Source organism: Schaalia sp. ZJ405, from assembly GCF_011038885.2.
GTDB lineage: Bacteria > Actinomycetota > Actinomycetes > Actinomycetales > Actinomycetaceae > Pauljensenia.
This window is the reverse complement of sequence record NZ_CP064952.1, coordinates 1,738,410-1,756,202: the sequence shown is the minus strand read 5'-3', so window position 1 is coordinate 1,756,202 and position 17,793 is coordinate 1,738,410. Positions and strand designations below refer to the sequence as shown.

The window sequence follows — 17,793 nt, the reverse complement described above, 5'->3', positions numbered from 1 at the left end:
CGGCCCCGGAAACGGATGTTTCCGGGGGGAGGTTCCCACGGTGATGGGCTTTTCTGCGGGGGTATTCCATCCCCGCTAGGCTGATGTAACCGACTGCCGAAGGGAGACAGTCAATGAGTGGTGAAACTGCTCGGGCGAAGTGGAACCTGGTTCAGGTTTTTGACCGCTTCGTTTCTCAGCTTTCAGATCGTGGGAGCCAAGGAATTCAGGAAGAAGTGTCCTTCCGAGAGGGGCCGGAGACTCCGCACGGTGATGCGGGCACGGCGGTCCCGTGGACACTGAGGGTTGCAGCAGCCTTCTCGTGGCGGGTCATTGTCGTTGCGGTTGCCGCGGTGGGCATCGTATGGGCCGGTATGCAGCTCTCGATGGTCATCATGCCGGTGGCAGTGGCATTGCTCCTGGCGGTTCTTCTTGAACCCTTTGTCGGCTGGATGGTCCGTAAACTCCACCTGCCGCGCACGCTCGCTGCCGTCCTCGGCCTTCTGAGCACCCTCGTCCTCCTCGTTGCGGCGCTGTCTCAGGCGGGTAACGAGATTTTCCAGCAGATGCCACGCCTGTTCAACAGAACAACGGACGGTATTCAGAAGTTCGTCACGTGGATCCAAGAAGGTCCTCTGAAACTCGATTCCGGTTTCATCGACAACGGCTTGAAAACAGCCCAAGAGGAGATCACGCAGTGGGCGCAGTCCAATAGTTCCACTCTGGCCTCGGGTGCTCTCTCGGTGACGTCTTCGGTGGCCGGGGTCCTCTCCTCGACGCTTATTGTCCTGTTCTGTCTGTTTTTCTTCCTCAAAGACGGTCGCCGTATCTGGCTGTGGGTTGTCAGACTCTTCCCGGCTCCGGCACGTGTCCCGCTGCACGAATCAGCGATTCGCGGCTGGGTCACTCTCGGGTCCTACGTGCGCACGCAGATCCAGGTTGCAGCAATCGACGCCATCGGCATTGGCCTGGGAGCGTTCTTCCTGGGTCTCCCGATGGTCATTCCGATTGTTGTCGTCGTCTTCTTCGCCTCATTCATTCCGATCATTGGTGCGTTGGTTTCCGGTGCAATGGTGGTGTTTGTGGCCCTCGTTGACCAAGGGCTGACAGCCGGCATCATCATGCTCGTCATTATTCTGGCGGTCCAGCAGGTCGAATCGAACATTCTTCAGCCCCTCCTCATGTCCCACGCCGTGTCCCTCCACCCGATGGCGGTGCTCCTGGTTGTCACAGCCGGGGGATCAATCGCAGGTATTCCGGGTGCAATTTTCGGTGTGCCGATCGCGGCGTTCATCAACGCAACCTTCCTCTACCTGCACGGCTACGATCCGATGCCGGATCTTCAGACAGATCAGCGTCGCCCAGGTGGGGCTCCGGGGTTGCTTGAGGAAATGGTGAGCGCCACCTATGGCACGAAAGAGCATCAGGTGGCTGCGAGCGAGGCCCACGACGGAGCGGAGTCCGCGAATAATGCACACGCAGACAACGCGGCTGACACTCAATCCTCGACGTCGTCTGACGCTTCGGGTTCGGGTGCATCCCACGATGCTGAGCCGGGATCGTCGTCGGATGCTTCTTCATCGGCCTCACAGTCGACGGGGGAGACATCGACGGGATCGAGCAGCGCTGCGAGTGACGCTCCATCAGATGAGCCTGAGTCGCCGACGCGTTAGACGGTGAATCGGAAAGCACTGTGGCCCTCGGACACTGTCCGAGGGCCACACGTATATATGATCAGGGGTTTTCACCTCTCGCTCACGAAGGCAAATGCCCGCGTTGAGCGATGAGGATGACGGCGGGCATCAGCCCTTGAAAGGCGTGGCTGCGAGGATTTCAACCTCGATGACGCGACCGTTGGGGGCCTCATAGCTCAGCTTATCGCCGGGTTTATGCCCGATGACGGCTGCACCAAGCGGAGCCTGAGCTGAGAATACTTGAACTCCAAGATCGCCGCCGGCGTCGCGCGAGCCCAGGAGGAACTCCTGTTCACGACCGGCAACAATCGCTCGAACAACCATGCCTGGCTCAACGATGCCGTCGTCTGCGGGGGTTTCCCCAACTTCGGCGTGTTCGAGCATCTCCTCAAGAGCCTGGATGCGGGTTTCATTCATCGACTGTTCGTTGCGAGCAGCGTGGTAGCCGCCGTTTTCGCGCAGATCACCTTCTTGGCGTGCAGCGTCGATGAGGCGTGCAATTTCGCCGCGCTTGACAATGCGGTCAGCGAGTTCGGCCTTGAGCAGGTCGTACTGCGCCTGTGTCAGCCACTGTGTATCGGCCACTGTTTCCTCCAAAGAAAAGGACCGGCACCGCTGGGGTGCCGGCGTAAGAATCCACACTATTATAACCGGTTGGCCACAATTTTCCTGGGAGTTGTAACGCGGCGGGTGTTGTCGCCCATCAACGGGCGAAGGGGACGAGGACGGACAAGGCGCCTGTTCGTCCTCGTCAATTAACACTCAACTCAGAACTGCGAAGTAGACGGCCACGCAGTGACAGGCCCACGCCAAAACGGTGAATGTATGGAAAATCTCGTGGAATCCGAACCATGTGGGCCACGGATCGGGTTTCTTGAATCCGTACACAAGGGCGCCGAGGGTGTAGAGGAGGCCGCCGGCGATGATCAACCAGACCACGACGGGCCCGCCAGCCATCCACAGCTGCGGAAGGTAGGCAACGGCAACCCATCCGAGAGCAACGTAAACGAGCGTTGACAGCAGTCGCGGTGCGGTTGGCCAGAACAGTTGGAGAAGGATGCCGATGATGGAGCCGATCCACACGATGAGGAGGAGGACCGTTGCGTCGTGCCGGTTGAGAAGCGAAATCGTCAGCGGTGTGTAGGTGCCGGCAATGAGGAGGAAGATATTTGAGTGGTCGAGGCGCCGCCACACGGTCTCCCACCTCGGGGCCCAGTAGAAACGATGGTAGGTCGCAGACACGCCAAAAAGAACAAGCGACGTTGTCAGGTAGACAGCGGACGCCCATTTTTCTGCGGCCGTGGGAGCCAGGCAAATGAGGACGATCGAGGCCGCAAGAGACAGGGGTGCGGTCACGAGATGGAACCATCCGCGCAGGTGAGGCTTGATTGCCACGAGCTGATCGGGGATCCATGATCTGGGAGTCAAAGAAGCGTTCTTCATAGGTCTTCCCTTGAACCGACGATGTTACAACCTACGATATCGTAAGTTACTCCATCGTAGGTTAATACGAGACACAACCGCGACCTCTTCGACGCACACCGACCGTCGGTGTGACGCGCTCCCTGGTGATCCGCGCTACCCTAGCCAGTAGTATGGCCGTTGAAGCGCGAGAGCGCGAGTCACCAGAATGAGCCGGGTGTACGGGACGAGCAGAACGGAGCGATAGATGACGCGGTGGAACGTGCTCTACGACATCTACGAACGACAGCTCCGCGCCGAACTTCACGGCGCCCAAGTTCCCGAGCATATCGGCGTCATCCTTGACGGAAACCGCCGGTGGGCAAAAGCGCTGGGAGCCTCCGCGTCGCAGGGACACCGCGCGGGTGCGGGGAAAATCTCAGAATTCCTCGGATGGGCCGAGGACGCAGGCGTGTCGATCGTGACCCTCTGGCTGCTTTCGACCGACAATCTCCAACGTAACGCCGAAGAATTAGACAAACTCCTGGCGATCATCGTGCAGGCCGTTGAAGCGCTCGCGCAACAGAAGAAATGGCACTTGAGGATCGTCGGCGACCTCAGCCTCCTGCCCGACCCAGTTGCCGCTGCTCTGCGGGATGCCGTTGCGTCGACTCAAACAATCGAGGGGCTGCAAGTCAACGTTGCAGTTGGCTACGGCGGTCGTCATGAAATTACCGAGGCCGTGCGTTCTCTCCTACGGGAGGCCGCAGCGGATGGGCGCACTCTCAACGATATTGCTCAGTCGCTCACGGATGGGGACATCGCAGACCACCTGTACACGAAGGACCAACCTGATCCCGACTTAGTGATCCGCACATCGGGTGAGCAACGCCTCTCCGGGTTCATGCTGTGGCAGTCTGTTCATTCGGAGTTCTATTTTTGTGAGGCCTACTGGCCTGATTTCCGCCGAATCGACTTCCTTCGTGCGCTCCGTTCCTACGCCCAACGGGAGCGTCGACGAGGACGATGACGGTGGCCTCCGAGGCTAAGGAAAGCCTCGGACGCCACCTACTGCGTCAGCGACTGCGAACAATCAGTACAGAATCAGTTCAGCTCATGCGCCCACGGCGGATTTGCTCCCGCGCGTGACACCGTCACATCGGAAACACTGGACGCACGTTCAAGGATCTGCGACACCGTGTCTTCACTGATCCTGCTGAGAGCTTCGCGAGCCTCGGCTCCTGTCAGCCCTAGACTCCACAGGGAATCGAGGATACCCCCCATGAACGAGTCACCAGCTCCGACGGTGTCAACGACGGTGACATCCTTGGGTGTGTGAGCCATCCGGATGCCCGAGCGCGTCACTGCAAGGCCGCCTTCTTTTCCGCGGGTCACAATGATTACGGACGGTCCCATTCCCAGCCACCGGTCGATCGTTGTGTCGAGGTCATGCGATCCTGTCAGCCACGCGATGTCTTCGTCAGACACTTTGATCAGGTCAGACTGAGCAACAAACTTTTCAACAAGCGCCAGAGCCTGGTGAGGAGACCCCATGATTGAGGGCCGGGCATTGGGATCGTAGGTGATCAGGGCGCGAGAACGCCCACGCTCAAGTGCCTCAAGAACAGCGGAAGCACCAGGCTCCTGAGCAGCGGAGATCGACCCGGCGTGGATGATACGTGCACCAGCGCCGACGTGAATCGGTGTTGTTGGATTCCAATCGAAATCGAAGGTGTACGTTGCGGCACCTTTCTCATCCAATTCGGCGGCTGCGGTGGTCGTGTGGTGAGCCCCATGCGACTCAGCGGTGATGACAACGTTCGACGCTGTGAAGTGGTCGTTGATCATCCGACCGTGCTCATCTTGACCAAACCACGTCTGGAGCACAACGGGACGCCCCAAACGCCCGAGCGTCATCGCAACATTGGCGGGAGACCCACCGGGGTGCTTCTCCGCTTCTTCAGGCTTGCCTGCGGGGTAGACAATATCGATGAGAGACTCGCCGATCGCGAGGACATGAGGGTCTTTTTCCAGATCCATGAGAACTCTTTCTAAGATGCGGCACCGGTGACGCAACGCGCCTTTTCATCCCAGTTTACTGGGCGAAGCAGATTTTTCGTGACAGATTCTCGCGCCGTCCATCCAGGAGGCCTCATCAGGCATCCGTAGAGGTTCCAGCCTGTTTGGCGGTCACACTGTCGAGACGTTCCTGGGCGCCGGAGAGAATCGCTCGGCAGCGCTGCGCGAGAGCTTCACCGCGCTCCCACAGCGCAAGAGTGTCTTCAAGTGGGGACTGTCCCGATTCGAGAGTACGCACGATAGTCACGAGTTCGTCGCGTGCGGCCTCGTATCCCAAAGTCGAGGGATCGGGGAGTGGGGTGGTATCGGCCATGAGTTCAGTTCCTTCGTCTAAGTGTGTGGTGCGTTGTCAGTCGTCGCGGTGGCTAAGAGCGGTTACGAGGGGGAATCCTCAGGTTCCGGGGGTGTTCCTCCTGCGGTAGACCCCACGACCTGCGCGACCATGCGTCCCTGAGCGAGAATTCCCTCAATGAGTGTCCCCTTGGGAACCTGGGCCGCTGAACGAATGAGTTCGCCGCCGGGGAGCTTGAGCAGTGAATATCCCCGGTCGAGCGTTGCCTGAGGTGACAGTGCCCTCAGCGTTGCCTGTGCTCGGGTGAGCTGTTCCTGCTCGGCAAAGAGCCGACGTTCAACACGCTGGCGTAGCGCCGTCACCTGAGCTTCGACGGCCTGAAGATGATTGACGAGGACGGCCGCGGGACTTTGCATGACCGGTCGCGTCATCACGAGGCTGAGCGTGTCGCGTTCGCGGCTGATTCTCTGGGAAATCGCGGTGCGCATCCGCGTTGTCGCGTGGGCGAGTCCGTCATATTCCTGGGCGCGATCGGGAACGATGTTCCGTGCCGCATCCGTGGGAGTTGACGCGCGGAAATCCGCGACCAGGTCGAGGAGGGGCGAGTCCCCCTCGTGTCCGATTGCGCTGACGAGGGGAGTGTGAATGTCGGCGGCAACGCGCACGAGGCGCTCGTCGGAAAAGGGAAGCAGATCCTCAACGGCCCCACCTCCGCGAGCAACAACGATGACATCTACATCGTCGATCCCATCAAGGTCGCGCAAAGCGGCGATGACCTCGGCAACCGCATGATCCCCCTGGACAGCAACCTCTCGGATCTCAAAATGCGCAGTCGGCCAGCGATCTGTTGCGTTGACAATGACGTCATCCTTGGCTTTCGCGTTGCGCCCACAAACAAGGCCGATTGTGCGAGGAAGAAAAGGAAGACGCTTCTTCCGATCCGACGAGAACAATCCTTCCGCTGCAAGCTGCTGGCGGAGTTGCTCAATTCGGGCGAGTAGATCTCCAAGACCTTGAAGGTGAATTTCAGCGGCTTGGAGGTTCAAGCGACCGCTTCTTTCCCAAAACACGGGTTTAACCCGGGTTACGATCCGTGATCCCTGTTCAAGGCCGGGGCCTGCGTTGTCCATGACGCCCGCCCAGGCGGTCACCGTCATTGACGTGTCCGTTTCGAGGTCGCGCAAGGTCAGGAAGTGCATTTTTGCGCCCGGACGCTTCGTGTACTCAACGACCTGCCCCTCGACCCACAGAGCAGACATGCGGTCAACATAGAGTGCAATGTTCTCAGTGAGGCGGCGCAGCGGCCACGGATTGTCCCGCGTGGTGTCGGCAGCTTTCGCTGCCGGAGGCGCTTTCATTTCAGACACCACACCATTGTAGGGGGAGGCACTGACACTAGCCGCAGCAGTGTCCTTCCCGTTTCTCCCGCTGTCCCTTTCTCCTATCGGCCTCAAAGTTTGGGAAACATTGTGTGGAGTCAGTCGCCTTCCCCAGCATTGAGGCTCCAACACCGATAAGTTAGAACCCATGACTCGTGTTCCCGTGGATCTTCACGCCACAGCGGATGAAGTACTCGATGCATCAACCGTCTCCGGTCGATCGGATCATTCAGGCGGCGGCAGAATACTTCTGGCCGCACCTCGTGGATACTGTGCTGGCGTGGATCGTGCTGTGGACGTCGTTGAAAAGGCCCTGGATCTCTACGGCGCGCCCGTGTACGTCCGCAAAGAAATCGTTCACAACAAATTCGTTGTTGAATCCCTCAGTCGTCGCGGAGCAATTTTCGTTTCGGAAACTGATGAGGTTCCCGAGGGCGCACGAGTGGTGTTCTCCGCTCACGGAGTGTCACCGCAGGTCCGCGAAGCGGCCGCTCAACGTAACCTGGCAACCATTGATGCAACGTGCCCACTGGTGACGAAGGTTCATCGCGAAGCCGTCCGCTTTGCCAAAGACGACTACGACATCATCCTCGTGGGACACCAAGGACACGAAGAAGTTGAAGGGACTTTCGGTGAAGCCCCCGATCACATCCAGGTTGTGGGAACTCCCGATGAGGTTGATTCCGTGAAGGTGCGCGACCCCGATCGTGTCGTGTGGATCTCTCAAACCACGTTGTCCGTTGATGAAACCCGCGAAACCGTCAACCGTCTTCGTCAACGTTTCCCCAATCTCATCGACCCACCCTCTGATGACATCTGCTACGCCACACAGAACCGTCAGGTCGCGGTCAAACACATCGCACCGGATGTCGATGTCATGATCGTCGTCGGATCGGCGAACTCCTCGAATTCCGTGCGCCTTGTCGAGGTTGCAATAGAGGCTGGCGCCGGTAGCGCTCACCGCGTGGATAAGGCAGATGAGCTTTGCCCACAGTGGTTTCAAGGAGCTCAAACCGTGGGACTCACGTCGGGTGCCTCTGTTCCCGAAATCCTTGTCCGCGAAGTGATTGAGTGGCTCCAAGCAAATGGGTTCCCAACCGTCGACGTTGTGCGAACACAAACGGAGACGACAACTTTCGCGTTGCCGCGCAACCTCCGTACCGAGCTCTCACAGTCGGGGCTTGTGGATTCACGTCCCCATGCGCCCCGCAAGGCCGGACCGGGTCACACGCAGTAGTGGACACAGGGTCTGATATATCCCGTGTGAGATCCCGCCTCGTCCTCGTCAAGAGAAGAACGTAGAAGGTGACCGGCCTAATGACTGCTCGCGTGGGGAGTGGCGCGATCGTCGATTAAACTGGCAGCGTGTCTTTGACTATTGGAATCGCCGGACTGCCCAACGTCGGTAAGTCGACCCTGTTTAACGCGCTCACTCGCGCGACCGTCCTCGCTGCGAACTATCCTTTCGCGACGATTGAACCGAACGTCGGTGTTGTGCCGCTGCCTGACCCCAGGCTCGGTGTGTTGGCGAAGATGTTCTCTTCGGAGAAGGTTGTCCCCGCCACCGTGTCATTCGTGGATATCGCCGGAATCGTTCGGGGAGCTTCCGAGGGTGAGGGCTTGGGAAATCAGTTCCTTGCCAACATTCGCGAGGCCGATGCGATTTGCCAGGTAACGCGCGCGTTTGCTGACCCCGATGTTGTTCATGTTGACGGCAAAGTTGACCCTGAATCCGACATTGAGACGATTAAAACCGAGCTGATCCTTGCCGACATGCAGACATTGGATAAGCAGATTCCTCGGCTCGAAAAAGAGGTTCGTGCGAAGAAGACCGAACCTATTGTTCTTGAGACAGCAACGCAGGCGCTTGCCCTGTTGGAGAAAGGCGAGTTGCTGTCTGGGCCCGAGGGGGCGAAGCTTGATCAGGATGCGCTGAAGTCCTTCCAGCTGATGACAACGAAGCCATTTATTTTCGTTTTCAATATGGATGCGGATGGAATGGAGAATGAGGACCTCCAGGCGGAGTTACGCTCTCTCGTTGCGCCCGCTGAGGCAATTTTCCTTGACGCGCAGTTTGAGTCCGAACTCGTTGAGCTTGACGAGGACGACGCTCGCGAGATGCTCGCCGAATCCGGTCAGGACGAATCCGGATTGGATAAGCTCGCCCGTGTTGGATTCAATACGCTCGGCTTACAGACTTTCTTCACTGCCGGTCCCAAGGAATCGCGCGCGTGGACTATCCACAAGGGTGATACTGCTCCGAAAGCTGCCGGTGTGATCCACACTGATTTTGAGAAAGGCTTTATTAAAGCTGAAATCGTCTCTTACGACACCCTGGTTGAGTTGGGTGGAATGCACGAGGCGCGCGCGGCCGGCAAGGTCCGCATGGAAGGGAAAGATTACGTCATGGCTGACGGGGACATCTGCGAATTCCGTAGCGGCCTGGCATCCGGTGGGAAGAAGTAATCCTGAGCGTCAGGCCCGTTCCCAGGTCCTAGCACTTTCGATACATCGGCGCGATCCCCCACTTTTCAGCACTGAGTGGGGGGAGGCCGTTTTTGCCGCATGATTACGCGGAGAACGCGGGCACTTTCCTCCTGAGAACGGTGTGTGCTGGTTCTAAAATAGAACACATGAGAACCCCGGCGCGCACCATCCAACTCTTCTTAATCGATGGTGACCCTAAATATCGAATCAAGGCAACACTGAGTAACTGGACTGGCCTGGTCTACCTCATGCCTCGAACCTGCCTCGATTGGACTCCAGCGCGCGCCGACCTTAACCAAACCGGTGTTTACCTTCTCTTCGGCACAAATGACGAGACCGGAGCTGATCAGGTTTACGTTGGTCAAGCCCGCGAACGCAGTAATGGCAAAGGCATACTGGGACGTGTAGCCGAACATGTGGGCGAAGAGAAACTGGACTACTTCACCCATGTCATCGCCGTAACAACACAGAACGACTCGTTTGGTCCAACTGAAATCAGTTACCTAGAAAACGCCTTCTACCGGATGGCTACCGATGCTGGTCGATACGTAGTAACAAATGGCAATCAGCCCTCTGCCGGGAAAGTAACCGAAGAAAAAGAGGCCGAACTCAATGAGTTCATTGCCTACGCCAAGATTGTGATCGGCTCCCTCGGCTACAAGGTGTTTGAGCCCTTAACTACCTCACCACTGTCTGTCCCCTCAAAGACGAACGAGCCTGGGGTCATGACAGATGGATGGTCTGATGATGAGGTACTGACCATGCGCTATAAGAATCTCGAAGCTCAAGGCAGCCAGACAACTGATGGATTTGTCGTGCATGCGGGAAGTCAGTTGGATGGGGAAATCAAAACTTCCTGCCCCAAGTCCGCGATTCGTAACCGTGAGAAATACGCCGACGCAGTCAATGAACAGATGGTAACGACACGACATTTACTGTTCTCGTCACCTAGCGCGGCGGCGGCCTTCGTCACAGGGGCATCTGTGAGCGGACCGGAGAATTGGCATCTGGGAGATGGACGCAGTTTGCGTGAGGTGGAAAACCAAGAAGCAGACCAAGCTGTACGAGTAACGGAGGAAGCAGCACAGACCACTGAACGTCGAAGCCTCCTGGGATCCTCTGACCTTGACCTTTAACTCTCGTTGCTTGTGAGGTTCCTTGGCGGGGCTTGTTCGCAACGGGTTTTGGGTACTTTGCCTGTACGCAGGTGTTTGGCTAGGGCCTTTTCGAACGCTGCATGGTCGACAATATCCACATCCGCACTGACCCTGCCGGCAACGTCAAACCCGACAAGTAAAAGAGCGCTGAGAAGAACGCCGGGGTGGTGGCTACCATCATGGCCCTGGACCGGGTAATCAGGAACGGCAATCAGTCGCACTCGCATTCGGCGTACAATAAGAGGCCACGCGTTCTATAATTGGAACATGCGTTTACCACCACAGATGGCTGAAGATGAGCCCCTCACTAAGGAAAAGGCTCAAGAGCTCATAAAAAAATATACTTGGGACCTTAATAAGGATGAAGCGACTGTCAAATCATGGGATGAATTACCAGTCACAATTAATCCGAAAGCATACCGAATCGAGGAGGCTCGCAGGCAAGCAGAAAAACCTCCTGTCAAAGTAGAGACAATTGGTCTCTATGTCAATGAATTTCTAGCAGTGTTCGGAATGACGACTGAAGAGGGTCCTAAGTTGGAAATTCCGGAAGGAATGACAGATAAAGAGCTTTACGGTTATCTGAATGAAAAACTTTATGCAGCTCTACCTGAGAAAGGAGCGTCTTGCAAAAAAGACTTGGTCTGGATGAAATTTACCGCTGATGGCTTCCTGGGGGTGGTGGCAGCCAGTAACGATGTCAACTTCGATATTCCTGAAGAGGAAGAAGAGGATGTTCGTCAACGGACTACCGCAGGTATCATCGTCCATTCTCTCGGTAAGTCCTGGAATCGTCAATTCATCTTAAAGTTCCCATTAATCGGGATCCCGAAATGTCTGACGCGCGATGACATCGAGAATGGGATAGGCAATTACCTGATCGCTCGAGGTGTCCCGATCCTGGACGTTTACTCGCATAGATATAAAAGTGCTCGCACTAGGAGCGTCCCTCAGTGAAGCTCCTTTTCTTTTCGAGAGTTTGATGAAGTTCCCTCAATGGCTGCTCGATGGTCCTCACCATTCCATTAGCAACACGCAGCTCTCAGCCGGATACAGCTTCCTGTTCGACCCCACCTCGTCTTGGGTGGACAGTTCACCCGATCACATGCCCATGTCTTAAGTCCGGTTACCCCACAACAACAAATGGGTCATCAACGTTTCGCGGAATGCGAAGGACGTTATCTCGCTGTTGGGCTCATCATGCAGCACCCGATACAAAGGATGACTCAACGCCCGCTCGGACTCGCCAGGTGTTCCTTCGCGCTGCTGATAGAGATGTCAGTGATGCTTTACGCACTAGGTCCTTTAGGGAAATTTGAGTCACTCTCAAGTGCTTTTCTCGCGACAAGAGTGATCAAGAAACCCCCTAAAATTGCACCCAGAATTGATGCTGGAGTAAAGAATTCCCAATCTCTAGCAAATGAGATGATCACCCAAAGCACGAGCACAATAGTGGAGAAAAACCCTAGCGTGAATATAGTCTTTGTGCGCATTGGACCTCCTCTAGCACTAAAGAGTACAGGATACTGCTGCGTAAGCTTGCGCAGCAGCGATGAGGGCCGGACCTCCAGTAGCTTTTCCAAATCTCTCGATGAAAGCCGGCCCCAAAGCTCGTGCAATCGTAGAAGCAGCTACTTCCCAATTCCAGGCAGAAATTGCGGTTGTGATTGCAGTCCAAGTCCCATGATGGTGGCCACCACGCCGTTGATTTTCTCGGTGGACTTTTCTCCGTCGGGTTTGACGTTCCCGGCAGGATCGGTGCGGATGACGATGTTGTCGCTGAAGTTGTGTAATGCCGTGACATGGATGCTCCCCGGAAGAAGGAACTGATTCAATCAGTCCAACCTCCGGGGAGCATGTCATGACTGCCGGGGCCGGCCTTAGATCACGCCATCAAGGAGCTTGGTGTGGTCTCCGAAGCGGTGGTTTGTGGCCGCAACCGCTTGCTCAAGGAAGAACGGACGCAGGTCCACCCTGCCGTTTCCGGTGGCCGGATCGGAATAGATCGTCACGTCCACTGAGCCACCCACGGCTTCGGCCACGGAGTGCGGATTCGGGCCGAAGTAACGAATCTTGCGGCCCACATCAGGTCGACGGGCGATGTTCGCCAGCCATTGGTCGGTCGATTCGACATTGACCGTAGCCCCCGCGGAGCGGAAAGCTTGGGCAATGGTGTCGCGCAGGTCATCTCCTACGCTGAGCTCGATCTTCGTCTTACCGGTAAGGGATGCTGCGACCATCGGGGCAACCTCCCACCATGTCTCTGGGTCTTCGAGACGGACCGTGACAGCAGTAGGCATGTAGCGGAAGACATTCTTCTCCACACCCAGCGCCGACACATCGCGCCTGGCAAGGTAGTGCTCCTTCAGAGCTTTCTCTGCGCTGCGCAGTGCACTGCGATAGGCATCAACATGCTCGGAAGGAACCTTGTCGGCGACCTTGTCGAAGCCGGCCAGGGCGGGGAAAGTCAGCGCCGTGAGCTTGTCGTCCGCAGGACCCACGGGGGCCGGTTCAACGCGGCACAGGCCGATGAGGTGGTTCGGGCCTCCTGCCTTTGAGCCGGTGCCCACCTGTGAACGCTTCCATCCACCGAAGGGCTGGCGACGCACGATCGCACCCGTGATCCCGCGGTTGACGTAGACGTTTCCTGCCTTAACCTTTGCCAGCCACCGGGTGATTTCCTCCGGGTCAAGAGAATGCAGGCCGGCTGTGAGGCCGAACTGAACCTCGTTTTGCAAGGCGATGGCCTCCTCCAGGGTTTCCGCACGCATGATGCCTAGGACTGGACCAAAGTACTCCGTCAGGTGAGCGTCTTGACCGCGGCGTACGCCGTCGCGAATACCGGGAGACCACAGGCGTCCTGAATCGTCGAGCTGGCGGGGCTTGAGCAACCACGTCTGACCCGGCTCAAGCTCAGTGAGGCCGCGCTTGAGCTTGCCTGTTGCAGGCTCAATGATCGGTCCCATTTCGGTGCTGGGATTGGTTGGCCAATCCACCACAAGTGACTCGGCAGCATCAACCACCTGGTTGATGAAGCGCTCTGACTTACCCATCGCACCCACGAGGATGCACAGTGATGCGGCCGAACACTTCTGGCCGGCGTGCCCGAAGGCGGACTGAACAACGTCTTTCGCTGCGAGGTCGATGTCGGCCTGCGGGGTAACGATGATGGCGTTCTTCCCCGAGGTCTCCGCAAAGATCTTCAGGTCCGGCTCCCAGGAGCGGAACAGCTTGGCTGTGTCGATTGATCCAGTGAGAATCACCTGATCAGAGGCTGTCACGAGGGACTTACCGACCTCGTCAATCTCCTCCGGATGGATATCTACCAGATACAACGCATCCTTGGGCACACCCGCATCCCACAGGGCTTGAGCAACCACGGCACCGCAGCGGCGCGCCTGCTCGGCAGGCTTAAACAGGACCACGGAACCGGTGGCCAGCGGCGCGAGCGCCGAACCAGCCGGGATTGCGAGCGGGAAGTTCCACGGCGGGATCGCCGCGGTGACCGGGGCGGGGGAGAAGCGCACACCCTCGATTTCGTCCAATTCCTCGGCCAAGTCCGCGTAGTAGTTGGCGAAGTCGATCGCTTCGGAGACCTCGATATCGGCCTCGCCGACGACTTTGCCGCACTCGGAGGCAGCGACCTCGATGAGCTCGGCGCGGCGCTCACCTAACACCTGGGCTGCGCGGCGCAAAATCTTGGCACGCTCAGCGCCCGTGGTGGCCGCCCATCCCGGCGCAGCCTGCCGGGCCTCGGCCACGATCTCCTCCATCTGAGCAACGGTGCGCACGCGCGCTGCATCTGCCTCGGCAACGCCCAGCTGCGAATTGCCCATCTTGGCGAAAATTGTGTTTGCCCATTCGACGTTTGCCGGCAGTGACGGGTCCGAATCGGCCGTGTTGGCAAAGCTGTCCATGAGCTCCACCTCGTCCGTCAAACGGTTCTGGCGGCGGTTGGGGCCAAAGCTCAACTGCGGCACCTCGTTGACCGGGCTCATCTTCTCGGCCAGGTCGGCCTCCGGGAAAGCTGCCACAACGCCGGTGGCGAAGCGGTTGCGTTCGCGGGCGAAGATGGCATCGTTCGTGGCGATATCGAAGACACCGGACATGAAGTTCTCGTGCGCCGCGGACTCCTCTAGGCGGCGGACCAGGTAAGAGATCGCCACGTCGTAGTTGGATGGGTCAACCACGGGCACGTAGTACAGAATCTGGCCGACGTCCTCGCGAATAGCCTGAGCTTGGTTGGTGGCCATGCCTTTGAGCATCTCCACCTCGAAGCCTTCGCTGATGCCGCGTTCCTTGGCGAGGTTCAGGCCGAAAGCGAGAGTGAAGAGGTTCTGCCCGGCGATGCCGAGATTGACGTTCTTGACATGCTCGGGGCGCAACGCGAACTCAAGAACACGCATGTAGTTGGCGTCCGTTGCGGCCTTGGACGGCTGGACGGCCAGTTTCCAGCCGTGCATGACGGAGTCGACGTGTTCCATCGGCAGGTTCGCACCCTTAACCAGGCGTACCTTGACCGGTGAACCGCCGTCAGCCACGCGTTTGGCAGCCCAGTCCTGGATCTCCTCCATCGCGCCGAGGGCGTCGGGCAGGTAGGCCTGTAGCACGATGCCGGCTTTGAGGTTCTTGAACTCTTCGCGGTTGAGGATCCCGGTGAAGACGTCGATGGTCAGATGGAGGTCGTGGTATTCCTCCATGTCGAGGTTGACGAACTTATTGCCCTTCTTCGCGGTGCGGTACAGCGGCAAGAGCGCCTCGATTGCTTGGTCAACGGCCTGCTGATACCCCCAAGGATTGTGAACGCCAAGCACCGAGGAAACCTTGATCGACACGTAGTCAACGAAGTCGTACTCAAGTAGCTCGGTGACGGCCGCGAGGCGGTGTGCGGCTTCTTTCTTTCCGAGCACGGCTTCCCCGAGCAGATTGAGGTTCAGTCGTGAGCCGTCGGCGCGGAGCTTCTTGACCGCCGGGCCGAGCTTCTTCGGCGTTGTATCGAGCACGAGGTTACCCACAAGCATACGGAAGACACGAAAGGCGGCGTCCGTGATGAACGAAGGGCAAGCCGGGGCAAGGACTCCGCCGACCTTCGCCGGCAGCGAGAGGTAGGAAGGCAGGAATCGTGCTGGCTTCGTGGTGAGCTTGCGCAGATTCTTTGCGCGGGTCTTTGGATCTTCGGGTCGGATCACGCCGTCAACGAACTGGACGGTGAAGTCTAGTCCGCCCTCATCTTTGAGGACTTGAGACAGTAGGTTCCCGGCGCGGTCTTCTGGGAAAGACGCGGAGCGGCGTGCCCACGTCTTTGCTTGGGTGATGGCGCTGTTCGCCACCTTCGAAAAATCGACGTCATTTTTCAACGTTGCCACGTGGTTCTCCATCTTTGCAGTCAGTGGCGTCCGGCTAGGGCCGTCACAGTTGTTCGATTCTAAAAGGCGAGAGGGTCACTTTTTGTCGACTTGAGAACGAATTTTCGAAACTCTCTCGACATCGAGGGATTTTCCTGTATCCTCGCTTTCGCAAGCCTTCGTTTCACATCGCAAGGTGCAGCTTGTGATGTAAGGTTACGAGACAACTATACCGACTGTGTTCCCAACATTGCAATGAGGCAATGACGCAATGATGCAACGATACAACACAGTCCAACAACCTTTAGGGAGGTTATTGATGAGCGGTACCACGTGGCAGATCATCACGATGATCATCTACTTCCTCGTCATGATCGGAATCGGGTTGTGGGCATATCGCCGCACCTCCGACGTTGATGACTACATGCTTGGCGGACGCCAGCTCAACCCCGCGGTTGCGGCGCTTTCCGCCGGAGCCTCTGACATGTCCGGATGGCTCCTCATGGGCCTACCCGGTGCCCTCTACCTATCTGGCGTATTCGAGTTCTGGATCGCGATCGGTCTGACGGTTGGTGCATGGCTGAATTGGAAGTTTGTGGCCCCGCGCCTGCGCTCCTACACCGAGGTGTCGAACAATTCGATCACCGTCCCATCCTTCCTGGATTCCCGCCTACGTGATTCTTCACACACTCTGCGTATTATTTCCGGCTTCATCATCCTGTTCTACTTCACCTTCTACGTCTCCTCCGGCATGGTGGCTGGCGGCACCTTCTTCGAGGGCGCATTCGGTGTGAACTACAAGGTCGGAATGCTCATCATCGCTGCAATCACCGTGTTCTACACACTGGTCGGTGGCTTCCTCGCGGTCTCGTATACCGACGCCATGCAGGGGTTCCTCATGTTGCTCGCCCTCGTCATGGTCCCGGTCATGGGAATCATCTACGTCGGCGGCTTCGACAACATGCTTGAGGGTGTGCGCAGCGTGGATCCCGGGCTCCTCGAACCGCTCAAGGGTGCAACGGTCATGGGCCTCATTTCCGCGGTGGCCTGGGGTCTGGGCTATTTTGGCCAGCCTCACATCATCGTGCGTTTCATGGCGCTGCGCAATCCGAAAGAGTCCACCTCGGCCCGCCGTATCGGCATTGGCTGGATGCTGTTGGCCGTCTTCGGTGCGCTCTTAACGGCGCTCGTGGGTGTGGCGATCTTCAAGCATGACAAGTCCGCTCTGGCCAGCTCTGAGCAAGTGTTCATCGTCCTTGGTCAGATGCTCTTCCACCCGCTGTTTGCGGGCTTCATGCTCGCCGCCATCCTCGCGGCCATCATGTCCACGATTTCCTCCCAGCTCCTGGTGAGTTCCTCAGCCTTCATCGAAGATGTCTACATGACGTTCACCAAGCGCAAGCTCTCTGCCAAGGCGGGCGTCTTGCTCTCGCGCATCTCGGTGGCGGGTATCGCCCTCCTCGCCGGAGGTTTGGCACTCAATCCGAATGACACAATCCTGGGCCTAGTTGCTTTCGCATGGGCTGGATTTGGCGCATCTTTCGGTCCGACAATCATCCTTGCTCTTTACTGGCGCAAGCTCACCGGCTTTGGAGCACTCGCTGGTATGGTCATGGGCGCCGTGACCGTCGCCGTGTGGGGCAACATCGCAGGTGGCATGTTCGACCTGTACGAAATTGTGCCCGGCTTCGTCGTCAACTTGGTCGTTACGGTCGTCATCTCGAAGCTGATCTATCGGCCCAACCCGATCGTTGAGAAAGAGTTCGAGACCGCTCTTGAGCTGACGAAGGACTGGAGCCGCCACGTGGAGGCGGTGGCCGAGGTTCGCGAGGTTACCCGTCACAACCCCGACGGCTACGAGCCGCGCTCGGCCACCCTCGTGGCTGAGGGTGACAGCGAGGGCGAACTTCCTGCGACATAAGACTGAGTCAGCAGTGCAGCCTCAGTGCAAAACGAAGTGCTTCCCAGAAGGAAGAACTG

The 17,793-nt window shown here is 57.8% G+C and carries 14 protein-coding genes and 2 pseudogenes; 8 read left to right on the top strand and 8 right to left on the bottom strand.

Annotated elements, in window-relative coordinates; all coding sequences use genetic code 11:
- The first annotated feature begins 113 nt into the window (after nucleotides 1–113).
- Nucleotides 114–1,652: an AI-2E family transporter gene (locus G7Y41_RS07385; RefSeq protein WP_165315881.1), complete on the top strand. Its 1,539-nt coding sequence runs from the start codon at nucleotides 114–116 to the stop codon at nucleotides 1,650–1,652.
- 129 nt (nucleotides 1,653–1,781) lie between these two features.
- Here the strand turns inward: G7Y41_RS07385 and greA are convergent, their stop codons facing one another.
- Together greA and trhA are read right to left on the bottom strand one after the other, a co-directional pair.
- The gene (gene greA, locus G7Y41_RS07380; protein ID WP_165216205.1) at nucleotides 1,782–2,258 is read right to left on the bottom strand and encodes a transcription elongation factor GreA; all 477 of its coding nucleotides are present in this window, start codon (nucleotides 2,256–2,258) and stop codon (nucleotides 1,782–1,784) included.
- A 177-nt stretch (nucleotides 2,259–2,435) separates the two neighbouring features.
- Complete coding sequence (gene trhA / locus G7Y41_RS07375; protein WP_165315880.1) at nucleotides 2,436–3,116, bottom strand: PAQR family membrane homeostasis protein TrhA; 681 nt, start codon at nucleotides 3,114–3,116, stop codon at nucleotides 2,436–2,438.
- A 226-nt stretch (nucleotides 3,117–3,342) separates the two neighbouring features.
- Between trhA and G7Y41_RS07370 the strand changes: the two genes are divergently transcribed.
- On the top strand, nucleotides 3,343–4,104 hold the full coding sequence (locus G7Y41_RS07370) for an isoprenyl transferase (RefSeq protein ID WP_165216200.1): 762 nt from the start codon (nucleotides 3,343–3,345) through the stop codon (nucleotides 4,102–4,104).
- A 74-nt stretch (nucleotides 4,105–4,178) separates the two neighbouring features.
- Here G7Y41_RS07370 and G7Y41_RS07365 read toward each other — a convergent pair whose 3' ends face one another.
- The 3 genes from G7Y41_RS07365 to xseA form a co-directional block, all read right to left on the bottom strand.
- Nucleotides 4,179–5,114, bottom strand: coding sequence for a carbohydrate kinase family protein (locus G7Y41_RS07365; RefSeq protein ID WP_165315879.1), 936 nt, complete (start codon nucleotides 5,112–5,114; stop codon nucleotides 4,179–4,181).
- A gap of 115 nt (nucleotides 5,115–5,229) precedes the next feature.
- A complete protein-coding gene (locus tag G7Y41_RS07360; protein ID WP_165216194.1) occupies nucleotides 5,230–5,466 on the bottom strand; it encodes an exodeoxyribonuclease VII small subunit in 237 nt (78 codons plus the stop codon).
- 62 nt (nucleotides 5,467–5,528) lie between these two features.
- Complete coding sequence (gene xseA / locus G7Y41_RS07355) at nucleotides 5,529–6,803, bottom strand: exodeoxyribonuclease VII large subunit (RefSeq protein WP_165315914.1); 1,275 nt, start codon at nucleotides 6,801–6,803, stop codon at nucleotides 5,529–5,531.
- A 169-nt stretch (nucleotides 6,804–6,972) separates the two neighbouring features.
- On the opposite strand from xseA, the gene G7Y41_RS07350 reads away from it, so the two are divergent.
- The 5 genes and pseudogenes from G7Y41_RS07350 to G7Y41_RS07335 all read left to right on the top strand — a co-directional run bounded on the left by G7Y41_RS07350 (nucleotide 6,973) and on the right by G7Y41_RS07335 (nucleotide 11,425).
- Nucleotides 6,973–8,061 (top strand): 4-hydroxy-3-methylbut-2-enyl diphosphate reductase, encoded by a 1,089-nt coding sequence (locus G7Y41_RS07350; protein ID WP_165315878.1) that lies wholly within the window; start codon nucleotides 6,973–6,975, stop codon nucleotides 8,059–8,061.
- Between the two features lie 128 nt (nucleotides 8,062–8,189).
- Complete coding sequence (ychF, locus tag G7Y41_RS07345; RefSeq protein WP_165315877.1) at nucleotides 8,190–9,290, top strand: redox-regulated ATPase YchF; 1,101 nt, start codon at nucleotides 8,190–8,192, stop codon at nucleotides 9,288–9,290.
- A gap of 167 nt (nucleotides 9,291–9,457) precedes the next feature.
- A complete protein-coding gene (locus tag G7Y41_RS07340) occupies nucleotides 9,458–10,447 on the top strand; it encodes a GIY-YIG nuclease family protein (protein WP_165315876.1) in 990 nt (329 codons plus the stop codon).
- A 101-nt stretch (nucleotides 10,448–10,548) separates the two neighbouring features.
- Nucleotides 10,549–10,728, top strand: a pseudogene (locus G7Y41_RS10180) (terminase large subunit); the annotation flags it as partial.
- Between the two features lie 7 nt (nucleotides 10,729–10,735).
- A complete protein-coding gene (locus tag G7Y41_RS07335; RefSeq protein WP_165315875.1) occupies nucleotides 10,736–11,425 on the top strand; it encodes a hypothetical protein in 690 nt (229 codons plus the stop codon).
- Nucleotides 11,426–11,584: 159 nt separating this feature from the next.
- Here the strand turns inward: G7Y41_RS07335 and G7Y41_RS07330 are convergent.
- The 3 genes and pseudogenes from G7Y41_RS07330 to G7Y41_RS07320 all read right to left on the bottom strand — a co-directional run.
- A pseudogene (locus tag G7Y41_RS07330) lies at nucleotides 11,585–11,734 on the bottom strand (phage portal protein); the annotation flags it as partial.
- 365 nt (nucleotides 11,735–12,099) lie between these two features.
- Nucleotides 12,100–12,303, bottom strand: a complete 204-nt coding sequence (locus tag G7Y41_RS07325) for a hypothetical protein (protein ID WP_165315830.1) — start codon at nucleotides 12,301–12,303, stop codon at nucleotides 12,100–12,102.
- A gap of 45 nt (nucleotides 12,304–12,348) precedes the next feature.
- Nucleotides 12,349–15,834 carry a proline dehydrogenase family protein gene (locus G7Y41_RS07320; RefSeq protein WP_231367268.1) on the bottom strand — a complete coding sequence of 1,162 codons (3,486 nt, stop codon included), beginning with the start codon at nucleotides 15,832–15,834 and terminating at the stop codon, nucleotides 12,349–12,351.
- 298 nt (nucleotides 15,835–16,132) lie between these two features.
- Here G7Y41_RS07320 and putP point away from each other — a divergent pair, with 298 nt between their 5' ends.
- The gene (putP, locus tag G7Y41_RS07315; protein ID WP_165315873.1) at nucleotides 16,133–17,734 is read left to right on the top strand and encodes a sodium/proline symporter PutP; all 1,602 of its coding nucleotides are present in this window, start codon (nucleotides 16,133–16,135) and stop codon (nucleotides 17,732–17,734) included.
- Nucleotides 17,735–17,793: the final 59 nt, after the last annotated feature.